This is a genomic window from Micromonospora sp. NPDC051196, assembly GCF_040682415.1.
Taxonomy (GTDB): domain Bacteria; phylum Actinomycetota; class Actinomycetes; order Mycobacteriales; family Micromonosporaceae; genus Micromonospora.
In genome coordinates this window covers 86792-110223 of sequence record NZ_JBFBAY010000005.1, presented here as the reverse complement: position 1 = coordinate 110223, position 23432 = coordinate 86792, and the positions used below count along the sequence as shown (strand labels likewise).

The following is a 23432-nucleotide window of genomic DNA, read 5'->3' as shown; positions in this document are numbered from 1 at the left end:
TCACTCGGCCCGCAGCCGGTATCCGACGCCGCGGACGGTTTCCACCAGGCGTGGGTCGCCGAGTTTGCCGCGCAGCGAGCCGACGTGCACCTCGACGGTGTGCCGGTCGGCGAAGGTGGTCCCCCAGGCGTCGAGCAGGATCCGGTCGCGGGGCACCGCGACACCGGGTTGCCGGGCCAACGAGAGCAGGACGTCGAACTCCTTGCGGGTCAGCGGCACCGGCCGTTCGGCCACGGTGACCGTACGGGCCGCCACGTCGACCCGGACCGGGCCGACCTCGATCAGGTTGCGTTGCGGCGCGGTGTGCGAGGCCCGCCGGAGCACCGCCTCGATCCGGGCCTGCAACTCCACCATGGAGAAGGGTTTGACGACGTAGTCGTCGGCACCGAGGCGCAGGCCGAGTACCCGGTCGCGTTCCTCACCCCGGGCGGTGACCGCGATGATGCCGAGCTGACTGCTGCGTCCACGCAACTTCCGGCACAGGTCGGTGCCGTCGCCGTCGGGCAGGGTCAGGTCGAGCAGCACCAGGTCGCACGGGGCGGCGGCGAGGGCCGCTGCGACGGTGGCGGCGTGCTCCACCTCGTACCCGCGCCGGTGCAGGGCCGACGACAGGGCACCGGCCACCCGGCGGTCATCCTCGACCAACAGGATCCGCACCTGGCCTCCCATCAGGTCTGCTCCGCGCCGGAACGGTTCCGGTTGATGGTGGCAGAAGACCGGCCGGGGTGACAGGCCTGGGGGCGGTTGACCCGTGCTCAGAGGCCGAAGACCTCGTCGGAGGTGGCGTCGCGTACCCCGTCCACGAAGCCCTTGAAGGCGGGATCGTCGTGACTGGCCGGCACCGTGGTGACGACCTCGCCGGTGGCTTCGGTGACCGCGTCGATCAGCGGCGGAAAGTCGATCTCGGCGTCGGCGAGGGTGTCGTCGTCGGCCTCCCCGAGATTGATCACGTGCTGCACGTCCTCGGAGGGGGTGGCCGGGTCGTCGGCCCAGTCGGCTCCGGAGCGGTAGCACTCGTCGTAGAGCGCGCGCTGGCTGTCGGTCCAGTCCTCGTGGTAGCTCTCCATGCCCATCTCCCTGTGCGACGCCTGCCTTGTGAGCATGCCCGCCCGGGCGGCGGATCGGGCGGTAACCGGACAAGCCGCTATCGGCCGCGCGAATTCGCCCCCGCCGGCACCGTCGCCGGCCCGGCGGCCATGGTCACTGCCGGACCAGGCAGGTGACCGCGTTCGGGTGTACGGGCGGCTCGGCGGGCCGTTCGGCGACCAGGGTGTAGCCGGCCCGCTCGGCGGTACGCAGGGCGAACCGGTTCTGGCTGTAGAAGCAGATCGTGCCCACGTCCAGCCGATCCAGCGCGGCGATCACGTCGTCACGTTCCGGCCGCTCCGCCCTGGGGCCGCCGTTGGCGAACTTGCTCAACAGCAGCCGGTCCTGGGAGAACTGCGAGTTGATGTCGTACTCGACCAGGAAGAAGTCGCGGGGCAGCACCACCCGGGGCTGACTGCTCATCACCGGAATGGTCCGCATGATGCTCGCCGGCGCGAGCACGAGGCCGTCCGGGCGGTCGAGATCGATGATGAACTGCGCGATGGCCTGCCGTTCCGGCCGAATCTTCCAGGTCGGCTCCGCGTGCACCAGCACCCCGCTGCGTTCGTCCCACATTGGCACGGCGTAGACGGCGAACGAGGTCACCATCGCGGCGGCCAGCACCACACCGACCAGGGCCCGCACCACGCGCAGCCGGGTGGGCAGCCAAACGGTGCACAGCAGCCCGATCAACGCCGGCACGGCCAGCAGCCAGGGAACCCGCCAGAGCACCACCGAGATGCCGGTGACCGCGCTGAGCCATTCCAGCACCCCGGGAATCAGCAACACGCTCAGCGTCAGGGCACCGCCGGCCGCGAGCAACGCCGGGGTACGGCGGCGGGCCAGCAACGGACCGCACCACAAGGCGAGCCCGCCGATCACACCCACGATGCCGATCTCGAAGGTCCGCCGGTAGGTGTGCGCGGCGTCGTAGAAGTTGACGTCCGCCGCCGCCTCGTTGGCGGACGTGCCGAGGACCAACTGGGTGACGACCACCGCCCCGACCGGATAGGCCAGCGCGGCGACCCCGGCGACCAGCGCCGAGGACCAGCGCCCCACCAGCAGCATCATCAGGGCCGCCCCGCCGACCAGCAGCGGCAGGATGATCGCCGCGGTGGTGGTGAGCCCGATCGCGGCGATCGACAGCGCGACGATGAGCACCAGCCCGCGCTTGGACCGGTCGTCGAACCAACGGGTCAGGTACAGCCACATCAACGGCACGACCGCGGAGACGAACATGCCCTTGCCCTGGTAGAGGCGGGGCAGGTGGAAGGTGCCCAGTGCGGCGTCCGGGCCGCAGACCAGCGCCAGGAAGGCGACGGCCACGGTGAAGGCGAGCACCGGACGGCGCGGGGCCCAGCGCTGCACCAGCCGCCACAGCGCCAACACGGCGAGCACTGCCAGGACGGGCAACAGCAGGTACCAGGTGGCCGAGGCGCCCGGCATGCCGAAGAAGCGGGCAAGTGCTCCGGCGAAGACCTCGATGCTGGCGATCGGGGGCTGTGAGGCCATCGCCGGAAGGACGTTCTCGCTGAACAGGAAGTCGTTGAGGGGGACGATGTCGCGCTCGGCCACCCACACCGAGCGGCCCACGTAGTAGATGTCGTCGGGGGTGCTGCGGGCCAGGTAGAGCGAGGCCACCGCAGCCAGCCCGGCGATCAGCAGCGCGTACACCGACTGCCAGGCCTTCGGGGCGGGTGCGCTCGGCCGGGTCGGCGGGGTGGTCCGCCAGGTCCGCCAGGTCAGCAGCACCGCACCGATCGCGGCCACGGCCCCGGCGGAGCCCGGGACCCACCAGGAGATGCCCGCACCGGCAGGGGTACCGGCCAGACCGGCCGCGATCGCCGCGCCGGTGCCGACCAGCAGGGCCAACGCCGTCCACCAACGCTGGGCCACGCTCATCCGACCGGCTTGGTCGCCGGCCGGCACGGTCGTCGTCGGACCGGCCTCCCCCGTCGTGGGTGCGGGCCGCGCCGCAGTCGCCGGCTCGGCCGGATCCGCCGGCTCAGCCGGATCCGCCGGCTCAGCCGGATCCGCCGGCTCAGCCGTCCCGGCAGGGTCCGCCGTCCCGGCAGGGTCCGCTGGCTCGGCCGTTCCGGCGGGGTCCGCGGGGTCCGCCGTTCCGGCGGGGTCCGCCGGGTCCGCCGTCTCGTTTGGGTCGGCCGGGACCGTCGACTCGGCCGGGACCGTCGAGTTCGCCGGCTCCGCCGGGCCTCGGGCCGCACGTCGGCGGCGCCACCGCAGGCCGAGCCGGACCAGTACGGCGAGCACGGCCAGCACCGATCCGGCGACCAGCCAGATCCGCAGCGTCAGCGACGGGGCGAGGCCCAGCGGGAGGGCGGCGTGGTAGAGCAGTGTCCAGAGCGCGAACGCCAGCACCGCGCAGTCGGTCAGCAGTGCGGGTATCGCGGCGATTGCGTCCCGAACACCACCGAGCACGGCCCGAAACCGGCTGGGTGGGCCCGGAGCGGGTTCAGCCGAATCGTCGGCCGTTGCCGGCCGGGGTGCGGCGACGGCTTGGTCGGTCATCGACACGAGCGTCCTTGTCCTCGTACGGGCAGGTGCGGCTCAGGCGGGCGGTTCGCCGCCGTGGGCAGCCACCGTGCCGAGCGAACCACACCGAGAGTAGTAGCCAAAACTCGGGGATCGTTCGTGGCGGTGGCGTTCCGGGCCCGGGTCGCGGGACCGGACCGAGCCAGCGATACCCCGGACCCGCCCAGCTCAACCCGGCCTCGGCGCCTCGCGCTGGCGGGGCAGGGTGTCTGCGGCGCCGAGCGCCCGCGCCACCGAGTCCACCAGCGTTTCCAGGTAGCTGTCGGTGAACGGGGCACGGGCGATGGCCAGCCGCCAGTACAGCGGCCCCACGATCAGGTCCACCGCCGCGTCGGGGTCGGTCGTGGCCGGCAACTCTCCCCGGTGCACGGCGCGAGAGATCAGCCGGCCGACGATCTCCTGCTGCCGGGCCCGCAGCATCTGCTGAAGTGTCTCGTCGATGGTCGGGTTCCGCGCGGCCTCGGCCAGCAGATCCGGGACGATCTGCGAGGCCAGCGGGTGCGCGAGCGCGTGCGCCACCACCTGGTACAGCAGGGCGAGGTCGCTGCGCAGGCTGCCGGTGTCCAGCGCGGGCAGCCGAGCACCGGCGGCGGTGGTGACCACTTCCAGGACCAGGTCCAGCTTCGAGTTCCACCGGCGATAGATCGCCGTCTTGCTGACTCCGGCCCGGCGGGCCACCGCCTCGATGGAGAGCCGGCCGTAGCCGACCGCGGCGAGTTCCTGCATCAGGGCGCGGCGGATGGCCGTGGTGATCTCCCCACGGAGCACCGCCGCACCGGCCGGCGCACGCCTCTTCCCGGTCGTCACCTGGGACTCTTCTCGGCTGTCACGCAGGACAATGTACCGCAACGACGGTACGGTTGCGTCCCGACGTGTTTCGGACTACTGTCCACGCAGCGGCGAGGCGGCGCTCCGGGTACGAACACGCTAGATTCCATCGTCGCGAACGCACCCGCCGGCTCGACAAGATCGGAGCGCCCATCCCCATGGCCAACACCACGCTGGCCGACCCCGACTCCGGCCTACCCCCAGCGCAGCTGGCCGCCCGGCACGGGCTGCGCATGGCCGGTCAACGCCCCTCACTGGGCAGCTACACCCGCCAACTCTGGCGCTACCGGCACTTCATCACCGCGTACGCCAACGCCAAGCTGGCGGCCTCGTTCAGCAACGCCCGCCTCGGGCAACTCTGGCAGGTGCTCACGCCGCTGAGCAACGCGGCGGTCTACTACCTGATCTTCGGTCTGGTGCTCCAGCAGAGCCGGGGGATGGACAACTTCATCGCCTACCTCACCGCCGGGCTGTTCATCTTCAACTTCACCCAGACCAGCGTGCAGCAGGGCACCCAGGCGATCAGCGGCAACCTGGGGCTGATCCGGGCCCTGCACTTCCCGCGGGCCTGCCTGCCGCTGGCCATCACCATCACCCAGTTCCAGCAGCTGCTCGGCTCGATGGTGGTGCTGATCTGCATCGTGCTGGTCACCGGCGAACCGATCACCCTGATGTGGCTGATGCTGGTGCCGGCGGTGCTGCTCCAGACGGTGTTCAACGCCGGGCTGACCATGACGGTGGCCCGGCTGGGCGCCAAGGCCACGGACCTCAAGCAGGTGATGCCCTTCATCCTGCGGACCTGGATGTACGGCTCCGGCGTGCTCTACAGCGTCGAACTGTTCGCCGAGAACCTGCCGGGCTGGGCCACCGCCATCGTGCAGTTCAACCCGATGCTGATCTACATCGAGCTGGCCCGGGTGGCGCTGCTGGAGACCACGCCGCTGCTCAACGACTCCCTGCCCCTGACCTGGCTGATCGCGCTCGGCTGGTCGGCGGTGGTGGGTGTCGGGGGCTACCTTTACTTCTGGCGCGGCGAACAGGAGTACGGCCGTGGTTGATCACCTCGCGATGTCCAACGACGTTACGGTGACCCTGCCCCGGATTCAGGATCGGATCCCGACGGTGGTGGTCGACGACGCGCACGTCGTCTACCGGGTGCACAAGGGTGCCGCCGGCAGCCACAGCCCGGTGGCCGCACTGCGGCGGTTGGTGACCCGCACCTCGACACCGAACGTACGGGAGGTGCACGCGGTGCGGGGCGTCACCTTCACCGCGTACCGGGGCGAGGCGATCGGGCTGATCGGCACCAACGGCTCCGGCAAGTCGACCCTGCTGCGGGCCATCGCCGGGTTGCTGCCGGTGGAGCGGGGCGCGGTCTACACCGAGGGCCAGCCGTCCCTGCTCGGGGTGAACGCCGCGCTGCTCAACGACCTGTCCGGGGAGCGCAACGTCACGCTCGGCTGCCTGGCCATGGGCATGTCCCCGGCCGAGGTGCAGCGCCAACTGCCGGAGATCATCGAGTTCTCCGGGATCAATCAGCGGGGCGACTTCGCCTCGCTGCCGATGCGCACCTACTCCTCCGGCATGTCGGCCCGGTTGCGGTTCTCCATCGCCGCGGCCAAGCAGCACGACGTACTGCTGATCGACGAGGCCCTGGCCACCGGCGACAAGCGGTTCCGTAAGCGCAGCGAGGCGCGGGTACGGCAGCTGCGGGAGAACGCCGGAACCGTCTTCCTGGTCAGCCACCAGCTCTCCTCGGTACGCGACACGTGCGAACGGACGATCTGGCTGGAATCCGGATTAATTAGGATGGATGGCCCCACCGCAGAAGTGTTGGCCGCATACGAGGCATTCACCAACGGGAAGTAGAGTTTCGGTGAATGTCCGGCACCGTTCGGGCGACAACGCAGCGTCCGGACGATGAGCACCCGAGTTATCGTTCATTCCGTCGCCGCGCCGACGAGACCTTCCATTCGCGCAGCCCATCGCAGCCATGCACCGAGAGTGAGGACCGGCAATGACGCAGGACCAGACCACCGATTCGGGCACCACGCCGCAGAACTCGGCGCCGTGGCGACCCTCACGGACGGTGGCCGTGGTGCTGGCCGGCGGCACCGGCACCCGGCTCGGCCTCGGCATCCCCAAACAGCTGCTGAAGATCGCCGGTAAGCCGATCATCGAGCACACCCTGGCGGTCTTCGAGGCCGCACCGGAGATCGACGAGATCATCGTGCTGATGGCCAGCGGCCATATCGCCGAGGCGCAGCAGATCGTGGACAAGGCCGGCTTCCGTAAGGTCACCAAGGTCATCGAGGGTGGCGACACCCGTAACGCCACCACCCGCATCGCGCTGGACGCGGTGGGCGAGCAGGACTGCAACATCCTCTTCCACGACGCGGTGCGGCCCCTGCTCAGCGGCCGGATCGTGCGGGAGTGCGTGAACGCCCTCTGGACGTACTCGGCGGTCGACGTCGCCATCCCGTCGGCCGACACGATCATCCAGGTCGACGAGAACGAGTGCATCACCGACATCCCGGTGCGATCCACGCTGCGCCGGGGACAGACGCCGCAGGCGTTCCGTTCCAACACCATCCGGGAGGCCTACCGGCTGGCCGCCGGCGACCCGAACTTCGCGGCCACCGACGACTGCGGCGTGGTGCTGCGGTATCTGCCCGAGGTGCCGATCAAGGTAATCGACGGCTCGGACGAGAACATCAAGGTCACCCACCCGGTCGACGTGCACCTGGCGGACAAGCTCTTCCAGTTGGCCGCCGCCAAGGTCCCCCGGCTGGCCGACCAGCGCGCCTACAGCGACGAGGTCTCGGGCCGCACGATCGTCGTGTTCGGCGGCAGCTACGGCATCGGCCACGACCTGACCGAACTGGCCCGGCGCTACGGCGCCCAGGTCTTCCCGTTCAGCCGTTCCAGCACCGGCACCCACGTCGAGCGACCGGCCGACGTCGAGGCCGCGCTGAAGACGGCCTTCGAGGCCACCGGCCGGATCGACCACGTGGTGGTCACCGCCGGCATCCTGGAGAAGGGTTCGCTGGCCGAGATGGACCAGGAGACCATCGACCGGGTGCTCCAGGTCAACTTCGTCGGCCCGGTCACGGTCGCCCGACAGTCACTGCCCTACCTTCAGCACACCAAGGGCCAGCTGCTGCTCTACACCTCCAGCTCGTACACCCGGGGCCGGGCGGACTACGCGCTCTACTCGGCGACCAAGGCGGCCCTGGTCAACCTCACCCAGGCCCTGTCGGACGAGTGGGCCGAGCTGGGCGTACGGGTCAACGTCATCAACCCGGAGCGGACCGCCACCCCGATGCGGACCAAGGCGTTCGGCACCGAGCCCGAGCACACCCTGCTCTCGGCCGAGGCCGTCGCCCAGGCGTCGCTGGACGTACTGCTCTCCGACCTCACCGGTCAGGTGATCGACGTCCGCCGGCCGCCGGGCGAGGCGCCAGGCACGGTGGTGCCGGCCCAGGGCAGCCGGTCGGCCAGCACCGCCCCCGTCGGCTGACCGACGTACGACGACCGCGGAGGGCAGCACCGAGATGCGTGGTGACCTGGTCAGGAAGCTGGCCGCCCGGGGCCTGGCCACCGGCACGGCGGTCTTGGCGTTCATCGTGGTCGCGCTCACCGGCGCGACCACCTGGGGGCTCGGGCTGTCGGTGCTCGCCCTCGCCGCCACGGTCTGGGAACGCCGGGTCCGCCCCGGAGCGGACGGCGTCGCGGAAACCACGCTGATCGCGGCCGGGGTGCTGGTCGGTTACGCCCGGCAGCTCGACGCCGGCTTCGACCCGGCCCTGACCGGCACCGCGCTGATCCTGCTGGGGCTGATGGTGCTCACCGGCCCGCTGCGCGAGGCCGGAAACCTGGAGCTTCTCGCCGCCAACCTGCCGGTACGCAGCTGGGTGCCGCGGGTCACGTCCCGCCTCGGTGACGCCGTGGCGGGCCTGCTCGCGGTGTTGGCGCTGGCCGCCCTCGCGGCGCTGCCCGCCACGGTCGCCCTGGCGGCGAGCCTGCTGGTGGGTGGTGTCGTCGGCGCGGTCGCCGTCAAACTGGTCCAGCGGCGGTTGCGGCCCGGATCCGGCGGTTCGCCGGTGACCCGGGTACTGCGTCGGCACCAGCCGGAGTTCATGCTGTACTTCTCCGCCCCACCCGGATCCGAGTACCAGGTCACCATGTGGCTGCCGTACCTGGAGCGGATCGGCCGGCCGTTCGTGGTGATGCTGCGGGAGCCGGACGCCCTGCCCGTCATCGCGGCCAAGACCACCGCCCCCGTGCTCTACTGCCCCACCCTGCGCAGCATGGACGAGGTGCTGGTGCCGAGCCTGCGCGTGGCGTTCTACGTCAACCACGGCGCCAAGAACAGCCACTGCCTCCGGTTCACCCAGCTCACCCACGTGCAGTTGCACCACGGCGACAGCGACAAGGCATCCAGCGCCAACCCGGTGTCGGCGATCTTCGACCGGATCTTCGTCGCCGGCGAGGCGGCCATCGACCGGTACGCCCGGGCCGGGGTGGACATCCCGGCCGAGAAGTTCGTGGTGGTCGGCCGCCCTCAGGTCGAGGCGATCGAGGTACGCACCGGCCCGGCCCGCCGCCTGCCGAACCCGACGGTGCTCTACACCCCCACCTGGACCGGGCACCACGCCGACGCCGACTACTGTTCCCTGCCGATGGCCGAGGCGCTGCTGTCCCGGCTGCTCGACCGGGGTGCCACGGTGATCGTGCGGCCCCACCCGTACACCGCCCACAATCCGACGTCGGCCCGCCAGTTGGGGCGGCTGCACGACCTGCTCGCTGCCGACCGGGCGCGTACCGGCCGCCAGCACCTGTTCGGTGCCGCCGCGAGCGGGCTGACCCTGGCCGAGTCGGTGAACCGCGCGGACGCCCTGATCTCCGACGTGTCCGGGGTGGTGTCCGACTGGCTGCACTCGGGCAAGCCGTACGCGGTCACCGACACCGGCGTCGACGGTGACCGGTTCCTCGAACGGTTCCCACTGGCCGCCTCCGGCTACGTGCTGCGCCGGGACCTGGCCGACCTGGACGACGTGCTGACCCGGTTGCTCGACACCGACCCGCTGGCCGAGGCCCGCTGGGCGACCCGACGCCGATACCTGGGCGACTTCCCGGCCGAGGCGTACGCCGAGGCGTTCCTGACGGCCGCCCGACGCGAGCTGGATCCCTCCTGGGCCGCCCCGGCCCCCCGGGCCGCCAGCGCCGCGCCGTTGTCCCGCGCCATCTGAGCGACACCGCCGCCCGACACTCCCCCGGCGGCGGTCGGCTCATGGACACAGTGGACTCTGCCCGACAGTCGCTCGCGGCGCTGTGCTCCAATGAGGGTCATGATTCTCCAGCGCGTCGTCGCCGTCGTTCTGCTGCTGTACTGCTTCGTGGGGATGGTCCTCTCGCGTGTCTACCCGTTCATGGACGACTGGTCCGAATTGGCGGAGACGGCGATCGCGATCAGCAGCGGAGTGGCGGGAGTGCTCGGGGTGTGGCTGTGGTTACGCAAGTCCCCCGACCATGCCTCCCCCGAGCAGGCCGGCGACGGCGAACGCCCCTGACCGCGACCGGTCAGCGTACGGCGTCGAGGAGGGCCAGCACGGCTGCCGGATTCTCGACGTGGGCGTTGTGGCCGAGCCCGGGCAGTGTCACCACTGGGACCCCGTACTCCTTGAGCTGCGCGTCGGAGACCATCGGGTCGTGCTCGCCACGGGCCAGCAGGACCGGCGCGTCGATCGTGGCCAGCAGGGCGGTCAGGTCGGGCTCGCCGACGCCGAAGGCGGCCTGGTCCATCGCCAGCCGCCACCGGCGGTCCACCTGCCGCAGCCCGGCCGCCACGGCGGGATGGTCGGGGGTGAGCAGATCGGCCAGGCCGGCGACACGCAGGTACCGTCGCGCCGCCTCGTCACGGCTGTCGAACCAGGTGACCGGGCGGGCCGCGAGATCACCGGCGCGGGCCAGTTCCGCCGGGGACCAGACCGCCTTGATGCCGAGCCCGACCACCGCTTCGACCGTGACCGCCCGACTCGCGGCGGCCAACGCCAGGCCGACCACTCCGCCGAGCGAGTGGCCCAGCACGGTCACCCGCTCGCCGGGGTTCAGGCTCGGGGCGACCTGATCGGCGAACGCGGCGAACGAGTACTCCGACAGTGGGGGCGCTGCGCCGTGACCGGCCAGATCGGGGGCCAACCAGCACCCCGGCCACCGCTCGCGCAGCAGTGAGGCCCAGGGCAGCCACACGTCGCCGGTGGCACCCATTCCGTGCAGCAACAACAGCACCGGCGGGCCGGCCCGCTCACCCGACTCCGTGATCATGTCGGGCAGTCTGCCACCGCCGGCACCGGCTCGGCGAGAGCCGCGACCGGGACACGACACCGGGCGCCGGTCCCGACGGGGCCGGCGCCCGGTGTCGTGCGGCAGGAATCAGGAGGAGTAGCCGCGGGTGGCAGCCCAGTTGGCCAGATCGATGGTGCTCATCCAGTACGAGTAGTACGACGCGTCGGCCGAGTCGGCGATCTTCACCATCCGGCCCTCGTCCTCGTAGCCGACCACGGCGACGTAGTGGCCGCCGGGGAAGGAGTGCCAGCCTCCGGCGGTGTCCGTGGCGCTGCCGGCGACGTTCACCACGACACCGCGCCCGGCGGAGACCGCCGCCACGACGTCGGACTGAAGCTGGTCCATCTGGGCCGGGGTCGCCGAGCCGCCCGGAATCATCGTGGTCCGGTACGGGCTGCCCTTGACCACGGCGTTGAGGACGCGGGTGGTGTCCTGAGCCGAGTTGGTGCCGGCGTAGGTGGTGCCGAGCTGGGCGGCCAGGGTGTCCTGGTCGCGGTCGATGCCCGCGGCGCTGAGCGCGTTGCGTACCGCTGCCGGGCCGCAGTAGTAGCCGTTGATCTGGGCCTGGTAGTCGTACTTCAGCACCTTCTCGGCAGGCGGCTTCGGCGCGGCCTTCTCGACGGCCAAGTCCGGATCCGTCGCAGCGGCCTCCGGCGACGGCGAGGCGGCGGCGCGACTCGGCGGCGCACTGCTCGGGGCGGCACTGCTCGGGGCCGCACTGCTCGGGGCCGCACTGCTCGACGCGGCACCGCTCGGCTCGGTGGCGACCCGGGCCAGGCTGCGGGAGGCCACGGAGTTGTCACGCAACTCGGCCACGGCGGTCGTGTTGTGCGCGTCGACCGGAGCGTCGTCGGTCCCGGCGACCAGGGCGCCGGTGCCGGTGGCCAGGACGAGCGCCGCCGCCGAGGCGGCGACGATCTGGTAGGGGCGTTCGGTGGCCAGCCGACGAAGCTGACGCTTGAGGGTGTGCTTCAAGGGATCCTCCACGGGCTGAGGGGTGCACGGCGCACCGGCTCCGACGGTCCGGTCGGCACACGCAGGCCGACGACCGTCCGAGTACGCGGACGTGCCGTTTCAGGAGATGCGCCCGGAATCGGGCGGCTGCGGTGGGCCTGGGTCAGCGCGCGAACAACGAAGCGGCGAGCGCAGGCACCACGGTGCCGTGGAGGCTGGGGAATATCAGGGGGATCGAATTGTGCTGCACGAGGATGGGAACTCCTTCCGACACCGCCGACCGGGTTAGCTGACGGATTCGGGCGGGAAGATCGCCCTACCGCGGGCCGAGGCTCGCGGATTCACCCCAGTGGTGCAGTGGGTCCCCGGTTCGTGAGATCACGATTGAGCGGGTCGGCGCGGCGTCGCCACTTGCGATCGGTTACCGCACCGGACGGGCCGACACTACTGGGCGGTACGGCTCCTGCCAACCCCACCTTGACCTGCCTAAACATGATCCAGCGCAGTTATTTTCGGATATCAGCGAACTGTCGTCGCTCAATGGGACTCCGGGCCAGGAGAGCACCGTCGGGCGACAACCGGACCTCTCGCCGACAATGCCCAGGACATTGCGGCCAACATTCGACATCTGCGGTCCGGTGACCGATTCCCGCTCCGCTGTGACCGGGGTCACGAAATTGTCGACACACGCTACTCGGCAGATGCCGACCGACAACTGTTCTCAGCCCACCCTGGCCGGCCGCCAGCGCAGGACGGCGGCCGGCCGCCCGACGACGACCCGACGCGACGCCGGCAGGAGGTTCGGCCGCATCCGCTGCGCCGCAGCGTACGCCTCGGTGGACAGCGCACGGGCCGCGTCGACGGCCAGTTCGGCCGCCCGCCAGGCGTCGCGCTCCTGCTGCCGAGCCGTCTGGTAGGCCGCCTGCCGGCCGTCGCGTACCACCCGGGCCAGGAAGATCTCCTGCTCGGCGGGGTGGCGTCGGGGATCCCAACCGGCCCGGTGGGCCAGCGCGTCGGCGAGTTGCCGGGCCGACAGATCGCCGCGCCAGTACGCCGTCATCGCGGCGCGATGCAGCCAGCGTTCCCGGGCCGCGTACTCGGCGGGGGTTCGGGGCGTGTCGGGGCTGGGCAACCCGGTGGCGGCGGCGAGCCGTCGCGCGGCGGACTCCGCCTCGTCGTACGCGACCCAGGCACGGTCGAGCTCCACCTGGGCACGCTGCCACGCGGCGCGGCGGCGACCGGCGTTCTGCGCGGCGCCCGCCGCAGCCACGGCCACCTCGCCGGCATAGCGACGCAGGTCCGCCGCAGCGGCATCGCCGTCCAGGGTCTCCGGGGCACGGTCGGTCGACGGCACCGGCTCGGGCCGGGCGACCAGCGCGGTGAGCACGCCCAGCGCGAGCACCAGCAACACCGACCAGATGGCTGCGGCCCGGGGTACTTCAAGCAGGAACTGGTAGAGAACGGTCTTCTCCATGTCGGTACCTCAAAGGAAGACGATGCGGCGGCATTGGGTGTCACCGATCTCGGACCGCCGCCTGGGCGCGTCCGGATCGGCCGATGGTGAAGCGCAGGGTCCCATCCGCGTTGGGATCCCGATCGCAGCGGCCCGTCGCTGGCTTCCGGCCGGTTGGCGTGGCGGGAAGGCGGACCGGGACGGCCCGCGCGGGGCCGTCCGGATCACCCCGGCGGTACGGGCGGGGAGTCAGTGGCCGGGCGGGGCACGGGCGGAACACGGGCCCGGGGTCAGCGCCGCAGGAAGCTGACCGTGCGCGCCTGTGATGCCCGGCTCGGCAACCTGGTGTGGCCAGGTCGGCGACACCGGCGCCGTCGCGGGCCCACCCCCGGGGCGATCGTCGCGCCCGCTGTCGAGCGGGTCGACCGTCTGCTGGATCGCGGGGTGCCCGTCGCAGGCCGGTGGCGTCATCGCGCCGGCTGGCGACTGAGCGGCGTCGGCCACGGTGAATTGCCAGGCAGGGCCAGCCGCCCGGTCGAGAGCGTGCGCGGGCATCGCCCAGGTGCCGAGGGTGAACGCGGCAGCGACCGCGAACCCGGTCAGCAGCCGTGCCGCCCAGCGCGCCAGCCACCACAGAGGACGGGTGGAGACGACCGGGAGCACGTTGTCACGCTACCGTCGGGGCCCGCAGGCCGCACCGCCGGCCGGCGTGTCGCAACGAAGAACTTGATTCGGGTTGATACCCGGGTGCCTGGTCAGCGGGCTCAGAGGTCACCGTCCAGGTCGGACCCGAGACGGCGCCCCGACATCGGGTACGGGCTCGACATCGGGTACGGGCTGCACGGCGGGTACGGGCTCGGCGGCACTCGGCGGGGTCGACCGGCGAGGGGTCAGGCGACGCATCATCGGCTGTTCGACGAACCGGTGCACCAGTGCGGCGATCCCCAGCGTGAGCACCAGGAAGCCGATCACCGCAGCCGGGCCCCACCAGCCGGGCAGGCCGGTCCCCCAGTCTCCGGTGACCCGGAGGATGGTCATGATCACGAACACGTGCACCAGGTAGAAGGCGAACGAGACCTCGCCGAGCCAGACCATCGGGCGCGACCGCAGCGGCGAACGACGCCCCCGCACGTCGGCGTCCGCCGCCGCGGCGATGACCACCACGTACGCCACCGACAGCAGCGCCGCCCAGAACTCGGCCCGAATCCACTGCGCGGCGACCACCCAGGTCACCACGAAGATGAGGCTTGCCAGGGGCAGGCCGGGCCCCCGCCAGCGCCCGCGCAGCATGAGCTCGGCGGCGGCCACACCCATCCAGAACTCCAACGAGCGGACCAGGGGAAACACCTGCGTGAACCACCACCGGCTCTGCTCCGGCACCAGCGTCTGCGCGGGCCACAGCGCCAGGATCAGCAGCGGTACGGCGATCACCACGGCCCACAGCATCCAAGGTCGGGCCCGCCGCACCAGGGGCAGGGCCAGCGGCAGGCACAGGTAGAAGAAGAGTTCGCAGGACAGCGACCAGCTCACGTTGTTGACGCTGTAGAAGTACCCGGGACGGGGATCCCAGGCCTGGAGCAGGAACAGGTTCTCCAGCGCCGCGACGGGGTTGATCGGATCGGCGAACCAGACGGCGGCCACCATGGCCACCGCCCAGAGCAGTACGTGGTTCGGATAGATCTTGGCGAACCGGCGCCGCCAGAACCCTCGCCGGGAGTCGCCGGGTCGGGCCGACCAGACGAGCACGAAGCCGCTGAGGATGAAGAAGAACTGCACCCCGGACAGGCCCAGGGTGAAGATCTTGCCGACGACCGCCTGGTAGTCCGGCTCGGCGATGATCCGCATGGTGCCGGCGTGGAAGCCGAAGACCAGCAGCGCGGCTATCCACCGCAGACCGGTCAGCGACGGTAGTCGGCTCGCCTGGCCCCGGCCGGGCCCGATGCCCGCCGGTGCCGCCACTGGCGCGCTGGTCATGCCGGCATCTCCGGCGTCGGCGGCGTCGGCGGCGTCGGCGGCACGCGTGTCTCCTCCCAACGGGCCAAGCTACCCGGCCCGATCGGCTACCGGTGGCGACCCGACCGGTGCCGCCCGTCGGGCACCCTACCCGGTGGGCCGTCGACCCACCCGTCGGGACCGGACGGCACCGCGATCACCGCAGCCAGTGATGACCATCTCGCTGTTCAGTCGGTTCACCGCTGCCGGCCATGTCCGGTTTCCGCCTCGTCCATCCGAGCGGTCGAAGGTGTCGGCGTGGTCAATCAGCCGACGGAAGCGCCGCTGCTGAGCATCGTCGTGCCGGTCTACGACGTCGAGGCGTACCTGCGTCAGTGCCTCGACTCGATCCGTGACGACGTGCCCGCGGACGAGACAGCAACGGTGGAGCTGATCGTGGTGAACGACGCCTCGCCGGACGGCTGTGGGCAGCTGCTGCGGGAGTACGCCGCCGCCCACCCGGGTGTGCGGGTGCTGCACCTGGACACGAATGTCGGCCTCGGACCGGCGCGTAACGCGGGTCTGGACGTGGCCACCGGCGAGTACGTCTGGTTCGTCGACAGTGACGACTGGCTGCCGCCGGGCACCATCGCGGCCGTGCTCGACCGGCTGCGTGCCGACCGGCCCGACGTGATGATGATCGACCACCTGCGGGTGCACGAGTGCGGGCGTCGCGACATCGACGTCAGCAGCCGCCTGTTGCGCGCGACCCCCGGCGTGGTGCGGCTGGCCGACCGACCGCAGCTGCTGCGGGTGCAACACACCGCCTGGAACAAGGTGGTACGCCGGGAGTTCATGGCCACGCTGGGGCTGCGCTTCCACCCAGGTTGGTACGAGGACATCCCGTTCAGCCATCCACTGCTGATCGGCGCGGACCGGATCTCGGTACTGGACCGGGTCTGCTACCTGTACCGGCAGGGGCGCCGGGGCGCCATCACTTCGACCCGCAGCGGCCGGCACTTCGACGCCTTCGCCCAGTACGACCGGCTGTTCGCCTGGCTGCGGCAACGCCACCCCGACGGGCGTTGGCACGCCGAACTGTTCGACCTCATGGTGAACCACTTCCTGGTGGTGGTCGGCAACGACGACCGGTTGCACCCGCACCTGCGGCGGCACTTCTTCCGCCAGGTCGCCGCGCACTACCGCCGGCATCTGCCCGCTGGGGGTTACCCCCGGCCGGGCGGGGTGGCCGGGCTCAAGCACCGGCTGGTCGACCGCAACAACTACCTGGCGTACGCGGCCCTGCGCCGCGCCCACCGACTGGCCGGCCGGCTGGGCAACCCACCGACCACACCGGCCACACCGCCCGCGACGGCCGACGGGGACGCCGGGCCGGACCCCACCGCACCACGCCCGCTGGTGCGGACACACGGAAACGGAAAGCGATGACCACGCTCACCATCGGACCGCATCAGGTCGGCACCGGCGAACGCCCCTTCGTGGTGGCGGAGATGTCCGGAAATCACAACGGCGACCTGGACCGGGCACTGGCCATCGTGGACGCGGTGGCGGCCAGCGGTGCGCACGCGCTGAAGCTCCAGACGTACCGGCCGGACACCATCACCATCGACGTCGACACGCCTGCCTTCCGCATCTCGGGCGGCCACGAACTGTGGGCCGGGCAGAACCTCTACCAGCTCTACGAGCGGGCCCACACCCCGTACGAATGGCACGGTCCGATCTTCGAACGGGCTCGCGAGCGGGGTCTGACCGTCTTCTCCTCCCCGTTCGACGCCTCAGCCGTCGAACTGCTGGAGGGACTGGACGCGCCCGCGTACAAGATCGCATCTTCGGAGCTTGTCGACCTGCCGTTGATCCGGCTCGTCGCCGCCACCGGCAAGCCGCTGATCATCTCCACCGGGATGGCCACCATTGCCGAGATCGACGCCGCGGTCCGCACGGCCCGGTCCGCCGGTGCGGGCGGGATCGTGTTGCTGGCCTGCACCGCCGCCTACCCGGCACCGCCCGCCGACAGCAATCTGCGTCGCATCCCGGTGCTCGCCGAGGCGTTCGACGTGCCGGTCGGCCTCTCCGACCACACCCCCGGCATCGGTGTGCCCGTCGCCTCGGTGGCGCTCGGTGCCTGCTTCATCGAGAAGCACGTCACCCTGGACCGGGCCGACGGCGGCGTGGACTCCGACTTCTCCCTGAATCCGGCGGAATTGTCGGCCCTGGTCGTCGAGACGGAACGGGCCCACGCGGCACTAGGCGGCACCACCATCGGCCCGACCCCGGCCGAGCGGGAGGGGCTCCGCTTCCGTCGCTCGCTGTACGTGGTGGCCGACGTCCGCGCCGGCGACGAGGTCACCGCAGCGAACGTCCGCTCGATCCGACCGGCCGGCGGACTGTCCCCAGTGGAGGTCGACCGGGTGCTGGGCCGCCGCTTCACCGTCGACGCCGCACGCGGCACCCCGCTCAGCTGGGACCTGATCTGACGCTCAGGCTGGTTGCCGCAGCACGAATGCGAGCCCCACGACCGCGAGCCGGCCACCCCCTGAGTCGATCACGACCGTCACTATCTGCGCCCAGCCCGCCCCAACTTCCCATGTCGCCTGGTGACGTCTGCGGCGTTTCGGGGCGGTCGGTGGTGACGAAGGCGACGGTGACGACCAGGTCGGCGAGGGTCAGGGTGCGCCAGAGCCAGTCGGTGCGGGGCGGCACCTCAAGTCCGTGGCGTTGCCACCAGCTGGCGATCGGGACGTCGGTGAGCTTGGCCAGGCATTCGGCGCGGGTCCAGCGCGCCCAGAAGTCGGAGGTGCCGAAGCGGCGGGCCAGCGCCGTCGGCACCGGTGCGCCGACTCGCTCGGCGTCGATCGCCACCCGCCAGCGCGGTACCGGCGGCGCGTACCAGCCGACGCAGCGGCCGTCGTCCAGATAGCTGCGGGTGGTCGCGCCGACCGAATCAACCGGGGAGGCGAGCCGCAGATGCCGGTGCGCGGCCGCCAGCAGCGCGGCGACCGACGGCACCGGAGACAGCGCCGCTCGCGCGCCCACCGACGGCGCCTCAGACCCGTCCGTGGGTACGCCGGGTGGCTCAGCTCCGTCAGTGCGCACGACGGCTGGCCCCGGGCTGTCGGCCCGGGACCAGCGCTGGTCGGGGTCAGATCGAGGCGGCACCGTCGACCACGAGGATCTGTCCGTTGATGTTTGTCTGCTCGCGCAGCAGCATCCGTACCACCGGCAGCACCTCCTCCGGCTCGGTCAGGTGACCGGTCGGGGTGCGGCGCACGATCTGCTCCAGTTGAGTGTGGCCGAGCACCGCCGACATCTCCGAGGCGAAGAAGCCGGGTGCGACGGCGTTGACCAGGAGCCGCCCGCCCAGCTCCCGGGCCAGCGAGCGGGTCGCGGCGTCCATCCCACCCTTGGTGGCCGAGTACGCGACCAGGCCGGGAAAGCCGCGCTGCCCGCAGATCGAGGTGATGTTGACGATCCGCCCGCGCCGCCCCTGAGCCAGCATCCGGCGTACGACCAGCCGGGTGAGCTGCAACGGCGCGGTCAGGTTCGTCTCGATGATTCCCGCCAGGTCGGCGGTGGCGGTGTGTACGTGCAGCGAGTCCTGCCCGACGGCGGCGTTGTTGACAAGTCCGTCGATCGGCCCGAGGTGATCCTCGGCGGCCCGGACGAACGCCTGCACGGCGGCGAGATCGGTGACGTCCACCGAGCCGACGTACGACCGGTCCGGCTGGGCGTCGGCGAGCTTCGCCAACTCCGGGGTGACGGTACGGGCGAAGGCGGCCACCTTCAGGCCGGCGTCGAGCAGGTCGGTGACGATCGCGAGGCCCAGCCCGCGCGAACCACCGGAGACGAGCACCACGGTGGACGGCGGGACTGCCGGAGCGGTGATGGTGGGGTCAGACATCGCTTTTCAGGGTCTCCTTGACGGGGATCTCGGTCAGCACCCGGATCCGGCGCGGCACCGCGTAATCGGGCAGGCGGTCGGCGCACCAGCGCACCAGCGCCGCCTCGGCGGCCGGCCCGGCGGTGTGCGGGGTGGATACCACCTCGGCGACGACGAGGTGGCCGAGCAGTGGCGCACGCCGGGCACCGACCCGGGCCCAGGCCACCTGCGGATGAGCGGTCAGTACGTCCCGGACCGCGCCGGCGGAGACCTTGCTGCCCCCCACGTTGATCTCGTCGGAGTCGAGACGACCGGTGATCAGCACCCGGTCACCGACGACCTGCACCCGGTCGCCGGTCCGGACCGGGCCGGCGAGTCCGGCGCCGTGGTACGGCGAGGTGACCACCAGTTCCCCGTCGCGTACGCCGAGGGTGGGGCGTCCCGGTGCCGTCCGGTCCAGCCACTCGACCGGGAACCCGGCCCGGCCGTCGTGCACCACGATCGCGGCGCCGACCTCGGAGGAGGCGTAGATCCAGGAGATCCGGCTGGTGGGAAAGACCTCGCGGAGCCGGTCCAGGATCGCCTGGTCGACCGGTTCGCCACCGAGGGTGAGCTGGCGCAGCGGCACCTCGGCGAGGGCGGCGGGATCGCGGTGCAGCGCCCGGCGCCAGAAGGTCGGCGTGCCGGAGGCGGCGTCCACCCCGTGCGCGGCGGCCAGCGCCGGCCAGTCGTCGAGCTGGTCCGGTTCCACCACCACCAGGTGCTGCCCCGGCTGGGTCAGTGACAGCGTCACCACCTGCCACCAGGCGTAGCTGCCCGGCGCGTACGGGCACAGCCAGGTCCGGCCGGGTTGGCGACCCCGGACGGTGGTCAACGACTCCAGGGTGTGCCCGACCCGCTTGGGGCGGCCGGTGGTGCCGGAGGTGAGCAGCCACAGCCGGCCGGCTTCGCCGGCACGTGGCCGGGCCGGCGCGAGGTCAGCACCGCCGGTGTCGGTGACGGTGAACCCGGCCTCGGCCAGTTCGGCGCGCATCGCGGTGTCGACCCGGCTGGCCGTGGTGAGCAGCAACTCGGTGCCGTGCACCGCGTGGTGGCGCGCGGCGGCCAGGGCGTACCGGGCGCGGTGCGCGAGGACCGCGGCCGGGGCGGGCAGGCTCAGTTCCGGCAGGTCCCGCCAGGACAGTGTCACGCCGTCGACCACGACCCGGTTGTCGATGCCGGCCGGCTGCGGCAGCGCCGGTCGGGTGGCCCCCACGCTCACGGTCGCTGGAGGTCGGCGAGGAAGTCGAGGACGTCACCGACGTCGGCGATCCGGCGCAGTCCCGCCGCGTCGAAGTTCAACTCCTCGCCGGTCTCGTCCTCCACCCGCAACGCCAACTCGGAGAAGTCCAACGACCGGAAGCCGATCTCCCGCAGATCCGCGCCGTCGTCATCGGGCAGCACCTTGCCCTGGTTGGCCAGCACCTGTCCCATGAGGTCGCGAATTCGCGCACGACTCAATTCCGTCATGCGGCGGAGTGTACAGCCAGGTCTTTCATGATTAGGGTTCCCGGGGTCCGAAAAATTGATCCGGAAGCGAGCGGGACGTGTTGCGTAACGCCACCGAAGACGACGTTAACCTGATGTTGTCCTGGCGTAATCAGGACAACAACCGGCAGGTCAGCAAGACACACCATGTCATCACCGCCGACGAGCACGCCCGATGGTGGGCGGCCACCCGGAGCGACCCCGCCCGGCGGGTGCTGATCTACCTGCACGGCTATACGCCCTGCGGGGTGGTCACCTTCTTCGACCTGCGGTTCGACGGATCGCGTACCGGCTCCTGGGGTTTCTACCTGGACGCCGACGGGCTGGCCGAGCGGGGCGAGACCCTGACCGCCTGGACGGGTGTGATGCAGGCCGCGGTGGAGCATGCCTTCGATGTGCTGGACCTGGACCGGCTCGACGGCGAGGTGCTCGCACACAACACCGTCGTACGCCAGATGAACCGACGGTTTCGATTTGTCGAAGGCACGGGGAGCATCGAGTTTCACGACGGTCGGGAAATCACCGTCATCCCCATTTCCCTCGACCGCGCCACCCGTCGTCGGCGTTGATTTTTTCGCGCCGTCCACCAACCGTTCACGAAACGTTTGTTCCGGGTCGGCCATTCACCGGTTCAGTGGGTCCGGTTAACCGCATCACCGACGAACACGGGAGCACCACATTGAGCGAGCTGAGTGGATCGTCCATCCTCGTCACCGGGGGTACGGGTTCCTTCGGCAGGACCTTCCTGCGGCATCTCCTCGCCGAGGCCGACCCGGCGCGGGTGGTGGTCTTCTCCCGTGACGAGCTCAAGCAGTACGAGCTGCGTCAGCAACTCGGTGACGACCCCCGGCTGCGTTGGTTCATCGGCGACATCCGGGACCGGCACCGGCTGACCCGGGCCATGCACGGGGTCGACCATGTGGTGCACGCCGCCGCCCTCAAGCAGGTCGACACGGCCGAGTACAACCCGTCGGAGTTCATCGCCACCAACATCACCGGGTCCCAGCACGTCGTGGACGCGGCGATCGAGGCCGGGGTACGCAAGGTCATCGCGCTCTCCACTGACAAGGCGTCCAGCCCGATCAACCTGTACGGCGCCACCAAGCTGGTCGGCGACAAGCTGTTCATCTCGGCCAACCACTACGCCGCGCACCATCCGACCCGGTTCTCCGTGGTGCGCTACGGCAACGTGGTGGGCAGCCGGGGTTCGGTGGTGCCGCTGTTCCGCCGGCTCGCCGCCGAGGGCAAGAGTCTGCCGATCACGGACAAGCGGATGACCCGCTTCTGGATCACGCTGGACCAGGCCGTGCAGTTCGTCCTGGACTCGTTCGACCAGATGCAGGGCGGCGAGCTGTTCGTGCCGCGTATCCCGAGCATGCGCATCCTCGACCTGGTCGAGGCGGTCGCTCCGGACGCCACCACGCACGAGATCGGCATCCGTCCCGGCGAGAAGCTGCACGAGGAGATGATCGCCCCGGACGACAGCCGGCGGACGCTGATCGCCAAGGACCGGTTCATCGTCCAGCCGACCATCGCCACCTGGGGCTACCAGCCGCCGGTCGAGTGTGAGCCGGTGCCGGACGGCTTCGCGTACCAGTCGGACACCAACGACGAGTGGCTCAGCGTGCCGCAGTTGCGCGACATGCTCGGCATCACGGCGGCAACCCTGCCGCCCGGTGGCGAAGCATGACCTCTCTCCTGCCGTACGGCCGGCAGTCGGTGACCGACGACGATGTCGCGGCCGTGGTCGCGGCGCTGCGCAGCGACTGGCTCACCACCGGCCCCGAGGTCACCGCCTTCGAGGATGAGCTGTCCCGGTGGGCCGGCGGGGCCGGGGTGGCCGTGGTCTCCAACGGCACGGCGGCGCTGCACGTGGCGTACGCGGCGGCCGGGGTCGGCCCCGGCGACGAGGTGATCGTGCCGCCGATGACGTTCGTCGCCACCGCGAGCAGCGCGGTCGCGTCGGGCGCGCGGGTGGTCTTCGCCGACGTCGAGGAGGAAACCTTCACCCTCGACCCGGCGGCGGTGGCGGCGGCGACCACCGGGCGGACGAAGGTCGTCGCCGCGGTGGACTACGCCGGTCACCCGGCCGACTATGACGCGCTACGGGCGGGCCTGGCCGGCAGCGACGCGCTGCTGCTCGCCGACGCCGCCCACTCCATCGGCGCCACCTACCGGGGCCGTCCGGTCGGCTCGCTGGCCGACCTGACCACGTTCTCCTTCTTCCCCACGAAGAACCTGACCACCGCCGAGGGCGGCGCCCTCGCCACCGGCGACCCCGAGCTGCTCACGCGGGCCCGCCGCTTCCGTACCGTCGGCCTGGTCCGGGAACGCGACGAGCTGCGTTGGCCCGACGAGGGTGGCTGGCACCAGGAGGTGCAGGCCTTCGGGCTGAACTACCGGCTGCCGGACGTGCTCTGCGCGCTGGGCCGCAGCCAGTTGCGCCGGCTCGACACGTTCCTGCGCCGCCGCGCCGAACTGGTGGCCCGCTACGACGAGGCTCTCGCCGACCTGCCGGGCGTGTTGACGCCGGGGCGACGGGACTGGGCGACACCGGCCTGGCATCTGTACCCGATCCGGGTGCTCGACGGCCGACGCCGCGAGGTGTACGACGCGATGCGCGCCGCCGGCATCGGGGTGCAGGTCAACTACCTTCCCGCGCACTGGCATCCGGCCTTCGCCGACCTCGGCTACCGGCGGGGCAGCTGCCCGGTGGCCGAGGCGTTCTACGCCCAGCAGTTGTCGCTGCCGCTGTTTCCGGGGCTGAGCGACACCGACCAGGACCGTGTCGTCGACGCGCTCGCCGCAGCCCTGCGTGGCGTGCCGGTCCGACCCGCCGCCTGAGGGGACGTC

The 23432-nt window shown here is 71.3% G+C and carries 23 protein-coding genes and 1 riboswitch; of the genes, 10 read left to right on the top strand and 13 right to left on the bottom strand.

Annotated features, from left to right (window positions below; all coding sequences use genetic code 11):
• The 4 genes from AB0M35_RS12810 to AB0M35_RS12795 form a co-directional block, all read right to left on the bottom strand.
• Positions 1–669: a response regulator transcription factor gene (locus tag AB0M35_RS12810; RefSeq protein ID WP_363744701.1), complete on the bottom strand. Its 669-nt coding sequence runs from the start codon at positions 667–669 to the stop codon at positions 1–3.
• Positions 670–755: 86 nt separating this feature from the next.
• Positions 756–1067 (bottom strand): hypothetical protein, encoded by a 312-nt coding sequence (locus AB0M35_RS12805; RefSeq protein WP_363744699.1) that lies wholly within the window; start codon positions 1065–1067, stop codon positions 756–758.
• Positions 1068–1200: 133 nt separating this feature from the next.
• On the bottom strand, positions 1201–3615 hold the full coding sequence (locus AB0M35_RS12800) for a DUF6077 domain-containing protein (RefSeq protein ID WP_363744697.1): 2415 nt from the start codon (positions 3613–3615) through the stop codon (positions 1201–1203).
• Positions 3616–3807: 192 nt separating this feature from the next.
• On the bottom strand, positions 3808–4407 hold the full coding sequence (locus AB0M35_RS12795; RefSeq protein WP_363745207.1) for a TetR/AcrR family transcriptional regulator: 600 nt from the start codon (positions 4405–4407) through the stop codon (positions 3808–3810).
• 218 nt (positions 4408–4625) lie between these two features.
• Between AB0M35_RS12795 and AB0M35_RS12790 the strand changes: the two genes are divergently transcribed.
• The 5 genes from AB0M35_RS12790 to AB0M35_RS12770 all read left to right on the top strand — a co-directional run bounded on the left by AB0M35_RS12790 (position 4626) and on the right by AB0M35_RS12770 (position 10040).
• Positions 4626–5525 (top strand): ABC transporter permease, encoded by a 900-nt coding sequence (locus tag AB0M35_RS12790; protein WP_363744695.1) that lies wholly within the window; start codon positions 4626–4628, stop codon positions 5523–5525.
• A 10-nt stretch (positions 5526–5535) separates the two neighbouring features.
• Positions 5536–6336 (top strand): ABC transporter ATP-binding protein, encoded by an 801-nt coding sequence (locus AB0M35_RS12785; protein WP_363745205.1) that lies wholly within the window; start codon positions 5536–5538, stop codon positions 6334–6336.
• A gap of 148 nt (positions 6337–6484) precedes the next feature.
• On the top strand, positions 6485–7987 hold the full coding sequence (locus AB0M35_RS12780) for a bifunctional cytidylyltransferase/SDR family oxidoreductase (RefSeq protein ID WP_363744693.1): 1503 nt from the start codon (positions 6485–6487) through the stop codon (positions 7985–7987).
• 34 nt (positions 7988–8021) lie between these two features.
• Positions 8022–9719, top strand: a complete 1698-nt coding sequence (locus AB0M35_RS12775; protein WP_363744691.1) for a CDP-glycerol glycerophosphotransferase family protein — start codon at positions 8022–8024, stop codon at positions 9717–9719.
• Between the two features lie 99 nt (positions 9720–9818).
• Positions 9819–10040, top strand: a complete 222-nt coding sequence (locus AB0M35_RS12770; protein ID WP_363744689.1) for a hypothetical protein — start codon at positions 9819–9821, stop codon at positions 10038–10040.
• Positions 10041–10050: 10 nt separating this feature from the next.
• On the opposite strand, the gene AB0M35_RS12765 is transcribed toward AB0M35_RS12770, so the two are convergent.
• The 5 genes from AB0M35_RS12765 to AB0M35_RS12745 form a co-directional block, all read right to left on the bottom strand.
• Positions 10051–10794 carry an alpha/beta hydrolase gene (locus tag AB0M35_RS12765; RefSeq protein WP_363744687.1) on the bottom strand — a complete coding sequence of 248 codons (744 nt, stop codon included), beginning with the start codon at positions 10792–10794 and terminating at the stop codon, positions 10051–10053.
• 108 nt (positions 10795–10902) lie between these two features.
• Entirely contained in the window at positions 10903–11802 is a 900-nt protein-coding gene (locus AB0M35_RS12760) for a C39 family peptidase (RefSeq protein WP_363744685.1), read from the bottom strand.
• A gap of 226 nt (positions 11803–12028) precedes the next feature.
• Positions 12029–12170: riboswitch (cyclic di-AMP (ydaO/yuaA leader) on the bottom strand.
• A 320-nt stretch (positions 12171–12490) separates the two neighbouring features.
• On the bottom strand, positions 12491–13243 hold the full coding sequence (locus AB0M35_RS12755) for a hypothetical protein (protein ID WP_363744683.1): 753 nt from the start codon (positions 13241–13243) through the stop codon (positions 12491–12493).
• Between the two features lie 228 nt (positions 13244–13471).
• On the bottom strand, positions 13472–13885 hold the full coding sequence (locus AB0M35_RS12750) for a hypothetical protein (protein WP_363744681.1): 414 nt from the start codon (positions 13883–13885) through the stop codon (positions 13472–13474).
• A 108-nt stretch (positions 13886–13993) separates the two neighbouring features.
• Positions 13994–15256, bottom strand: coding sequence for an acyltransferase (locus tag AB0M35_RS12745; protein ID WP_363744679.1), 1263 nt, complete (start codon positions 15254–15256; stop codon positions 13994–13996).
• Between the two features lie 216 nt (positions 15257–15472).
• Here AB0M35_RS12745 and AB0M35_RS12740 point away from each other — a divergent pair, with 216 nt between their 5' ends.
• Complete coding sequence (locus AB0M35_RS12740; protein WP_363744678.1) at positions 15473–16603, top strand: glycosyltransferase; 1131 nt, start codon at positions 15473–15475, stop codon at positions 16601–16603.
• On the top strand, positions 16600–17649 hold the full coding sequence (pseI, locus tag AB0M35_RS12735; RefSeq protein WP_363744676.1) for a pseudaminic acid synthase: 1050 nt from the start codon (positions 16600–16602) through the stop codon (positions 17647–17649). The genes AB0M35_RS12740 and pseI overlap by 4 nt, the downstream gene beginning before the upstream one ends.
• Here pseI and AB0M35_RS12730 read toward each other — a convergent pair.
• From AB0M35_RS12730 to AB0M35_RS12715, 4 genes are all read right to left on the bottom strand, one after another.
• Entirely contained in the window at positions 17630–18208 is a 579-nt protein-coding gene (locus AB0M35_RS12730) for a hypothetical protein (RefSeq protein WP_363744674.1), read from the bottom strand. The two genes, pseI and AB0M35_RS12730, sit on opposite strands and share 20 nt — an antisense overlap.
• 106 nt (positions 18209–18314) lie before the next feature.
• Positions 18315–19073, bottom strand: coding sequence for an SDR family NAD(P)-dependent oxidoreductase (locus AB0M35_RS12725; protein ID WP_363744672.1), 759 nt, complete (start codon positions 19071–19073; stop codon positions 18315–18317).
• Positions 19066–20307, bottom strand: a complete 1242-nt coding sequence (locus AB0M35_RS12720; protein ID WP_363744670.1) for a class I adenylate-forming enzyme family protein — start codon at positions 20305–20307, stop codon at positions 19066–19068. Before AB0M35_RS12720 ends, AB0M35_RS12725 begins: the two co-directional genes overlap by 8 nt.
• 2 nt (positions 20308–20309) lie before the next feature.
• Positions 20310–20561, bottom strand: coding sequence for a phosphopantetheine-binding protein (locus AB0M35_RS12715; protein ID WP_363744668.1), 252 nt, complete (start codon positions 20559–20561; stop codon positions 20310–20312).
• Positions 20562–20638: 77 nt separating this feature from the next.
• On the opposite strand from AB0M35_RS12715, the gene AB0M35_RS12710 reads away from it, so the two are divergent.
• From AB0M35_RS12710 to AB0M35_RS12700, 3 genes are all read left to right on the top strand, one after another.
• Positions 20639–21148, top strand: coding sequence for a GNAT family N-acetyltransferase (locus tag AB0M35_RS12710; RefSeq protein WP_363744666.1), 510 nt, complete (start codon positions 20639–20641; stop codon positions 21146–21148).
• Between the two features lie 110 nt (positions 21149–21258).
• Positions 21259–22269: a UDP-N-acetylglucosamine 4,6-dehydratase (inverting) gene (gene pseB, locus AB0M35_RS12705; protein ID WP_363744664.1), complete on the top strand. Its 1011-nt coding sequence runs from the start codon at positions 21259–21261 to the stop codon at positions 22267–22269.
• A complete protein-coding gene (locus tag AB0M35_RS12700) occupies positions 22266–23423 on the top strand; it encodes an aminotransferase class I/II-fold pyridoxal phosphate-dependent enzyme (RefSeq protein WP_363744662.1) in 1158 nt (385 codons plus the stop codon). Before pseB ends, AB0M35_RS12700 begins: the two co-directional genes overlap by 4 nt.
• Positions 23424–23432: the final 9 nt, after the last annotated feature.

Excerpts from the sequence above, each read along its gene's own strand:
- AB0M35_RS12810 (WP_363744701.1), bottom strand. The coding sequence starts at position 669 with ATGGGAGGCCAGGTGCGGATCCTGTTGGTCGAGGATGACCGCCGGGTG.
- AB0M35_RS12805 (WP_363744699.1), bottom strand. The coding sequence starts at position 1,067 with ATGGAGAGCTACCACGAGGACTGGACCGACAGCCAGCGCGCGCTCTAC.
- AB0M35_RS12800 (WP_363744697.1), bottom strand. The coding sequence starts at position 3,615 with ATGACCGACCAAGCCGTCGCCGCACCCCGGCCGGCAACGGCCGACGAT.
- AB0M35_RS12790 (WP_363744695.1), top strand. The coding sequence starts at position 4,626 with ATGGCCAACACCACGCTGGCCGACCCCGACTCCGGCCTACCCCCAGCG.
- AB0M35_RS12785 (WP_363745205.1), top strand. The coding sequence starts at position 5,536 with ATGTCCAACGACGTTACGGTGACCCTGCCCCGGATTCAGGATCGGATC.
- AB0M35_RS12780 (WP_363744693.1), top strand. The coding sequence starts at position 6,485 with ATGACGCAGGACCAGACCACCGATTCGGGCACCACGCCGCAGAACTCG.
- AB0M35_RS12775 (WP_363744691.1), top strand. The coding sequence starts at position 8,022 with ATGCGTGGTGACCTGGTCAGGAAGCTGGCCGCCCGGGGCCTGGCCACC.
- AB0M35_RS12770 (WP_363744689.1), top strand. The coding sequence starts at position 9,819 with ATGATTCTCCAGCGCGTCGTCGCCGTCGTTCTGCTGCTGTACTGCTTC.
- AB0M35_RS12765 (WP_363744687.1), bottom strand. The coding sequence starts at position 10,794 with ATGATCACGGAGTCGGGTGAGCGGGCCGGCCCGCCGGTGCTGTTGTTG.
- AB0M35_RS12755 (WP_363744683.1), bottom strand. The coding sequence starts at position 13,243 with ATGGAGAAGACCGTTCTCTACCAGTTCCTGCTTGAAGTACCCCGGGCC.
- pseI (WP_363744676.1), top strand. The coding sequence starts at position 16,600 with ATGACCACGCTCACCATCGGACCGCATCAGGTCGGCACCGGCGAACGC.
- AB0M35_RS12725 (WP_363744672.1), bottom strand. The coding sequence starts at position 19,073 with ATGTCTGACCCCACCATCACCGCTCCGGCAGTCCCGCCGTCCACCGTG.
- AB0M35_RS12715 (WP_363744668.1), bottom strand. The coding sequence starts at position 20,561 with ATGACGGAATTGAGTCGTGCGCGAATTCGCGACCTCATGGGACAGGTG.
- AB0M35_RS12700 (WP_363744662.1), top strand. The coding sequence starts at position 22,266 with ATGACCTCTCTCCTGCCGTACGGCCGGCAGTCGGTGACCGACGACGAT.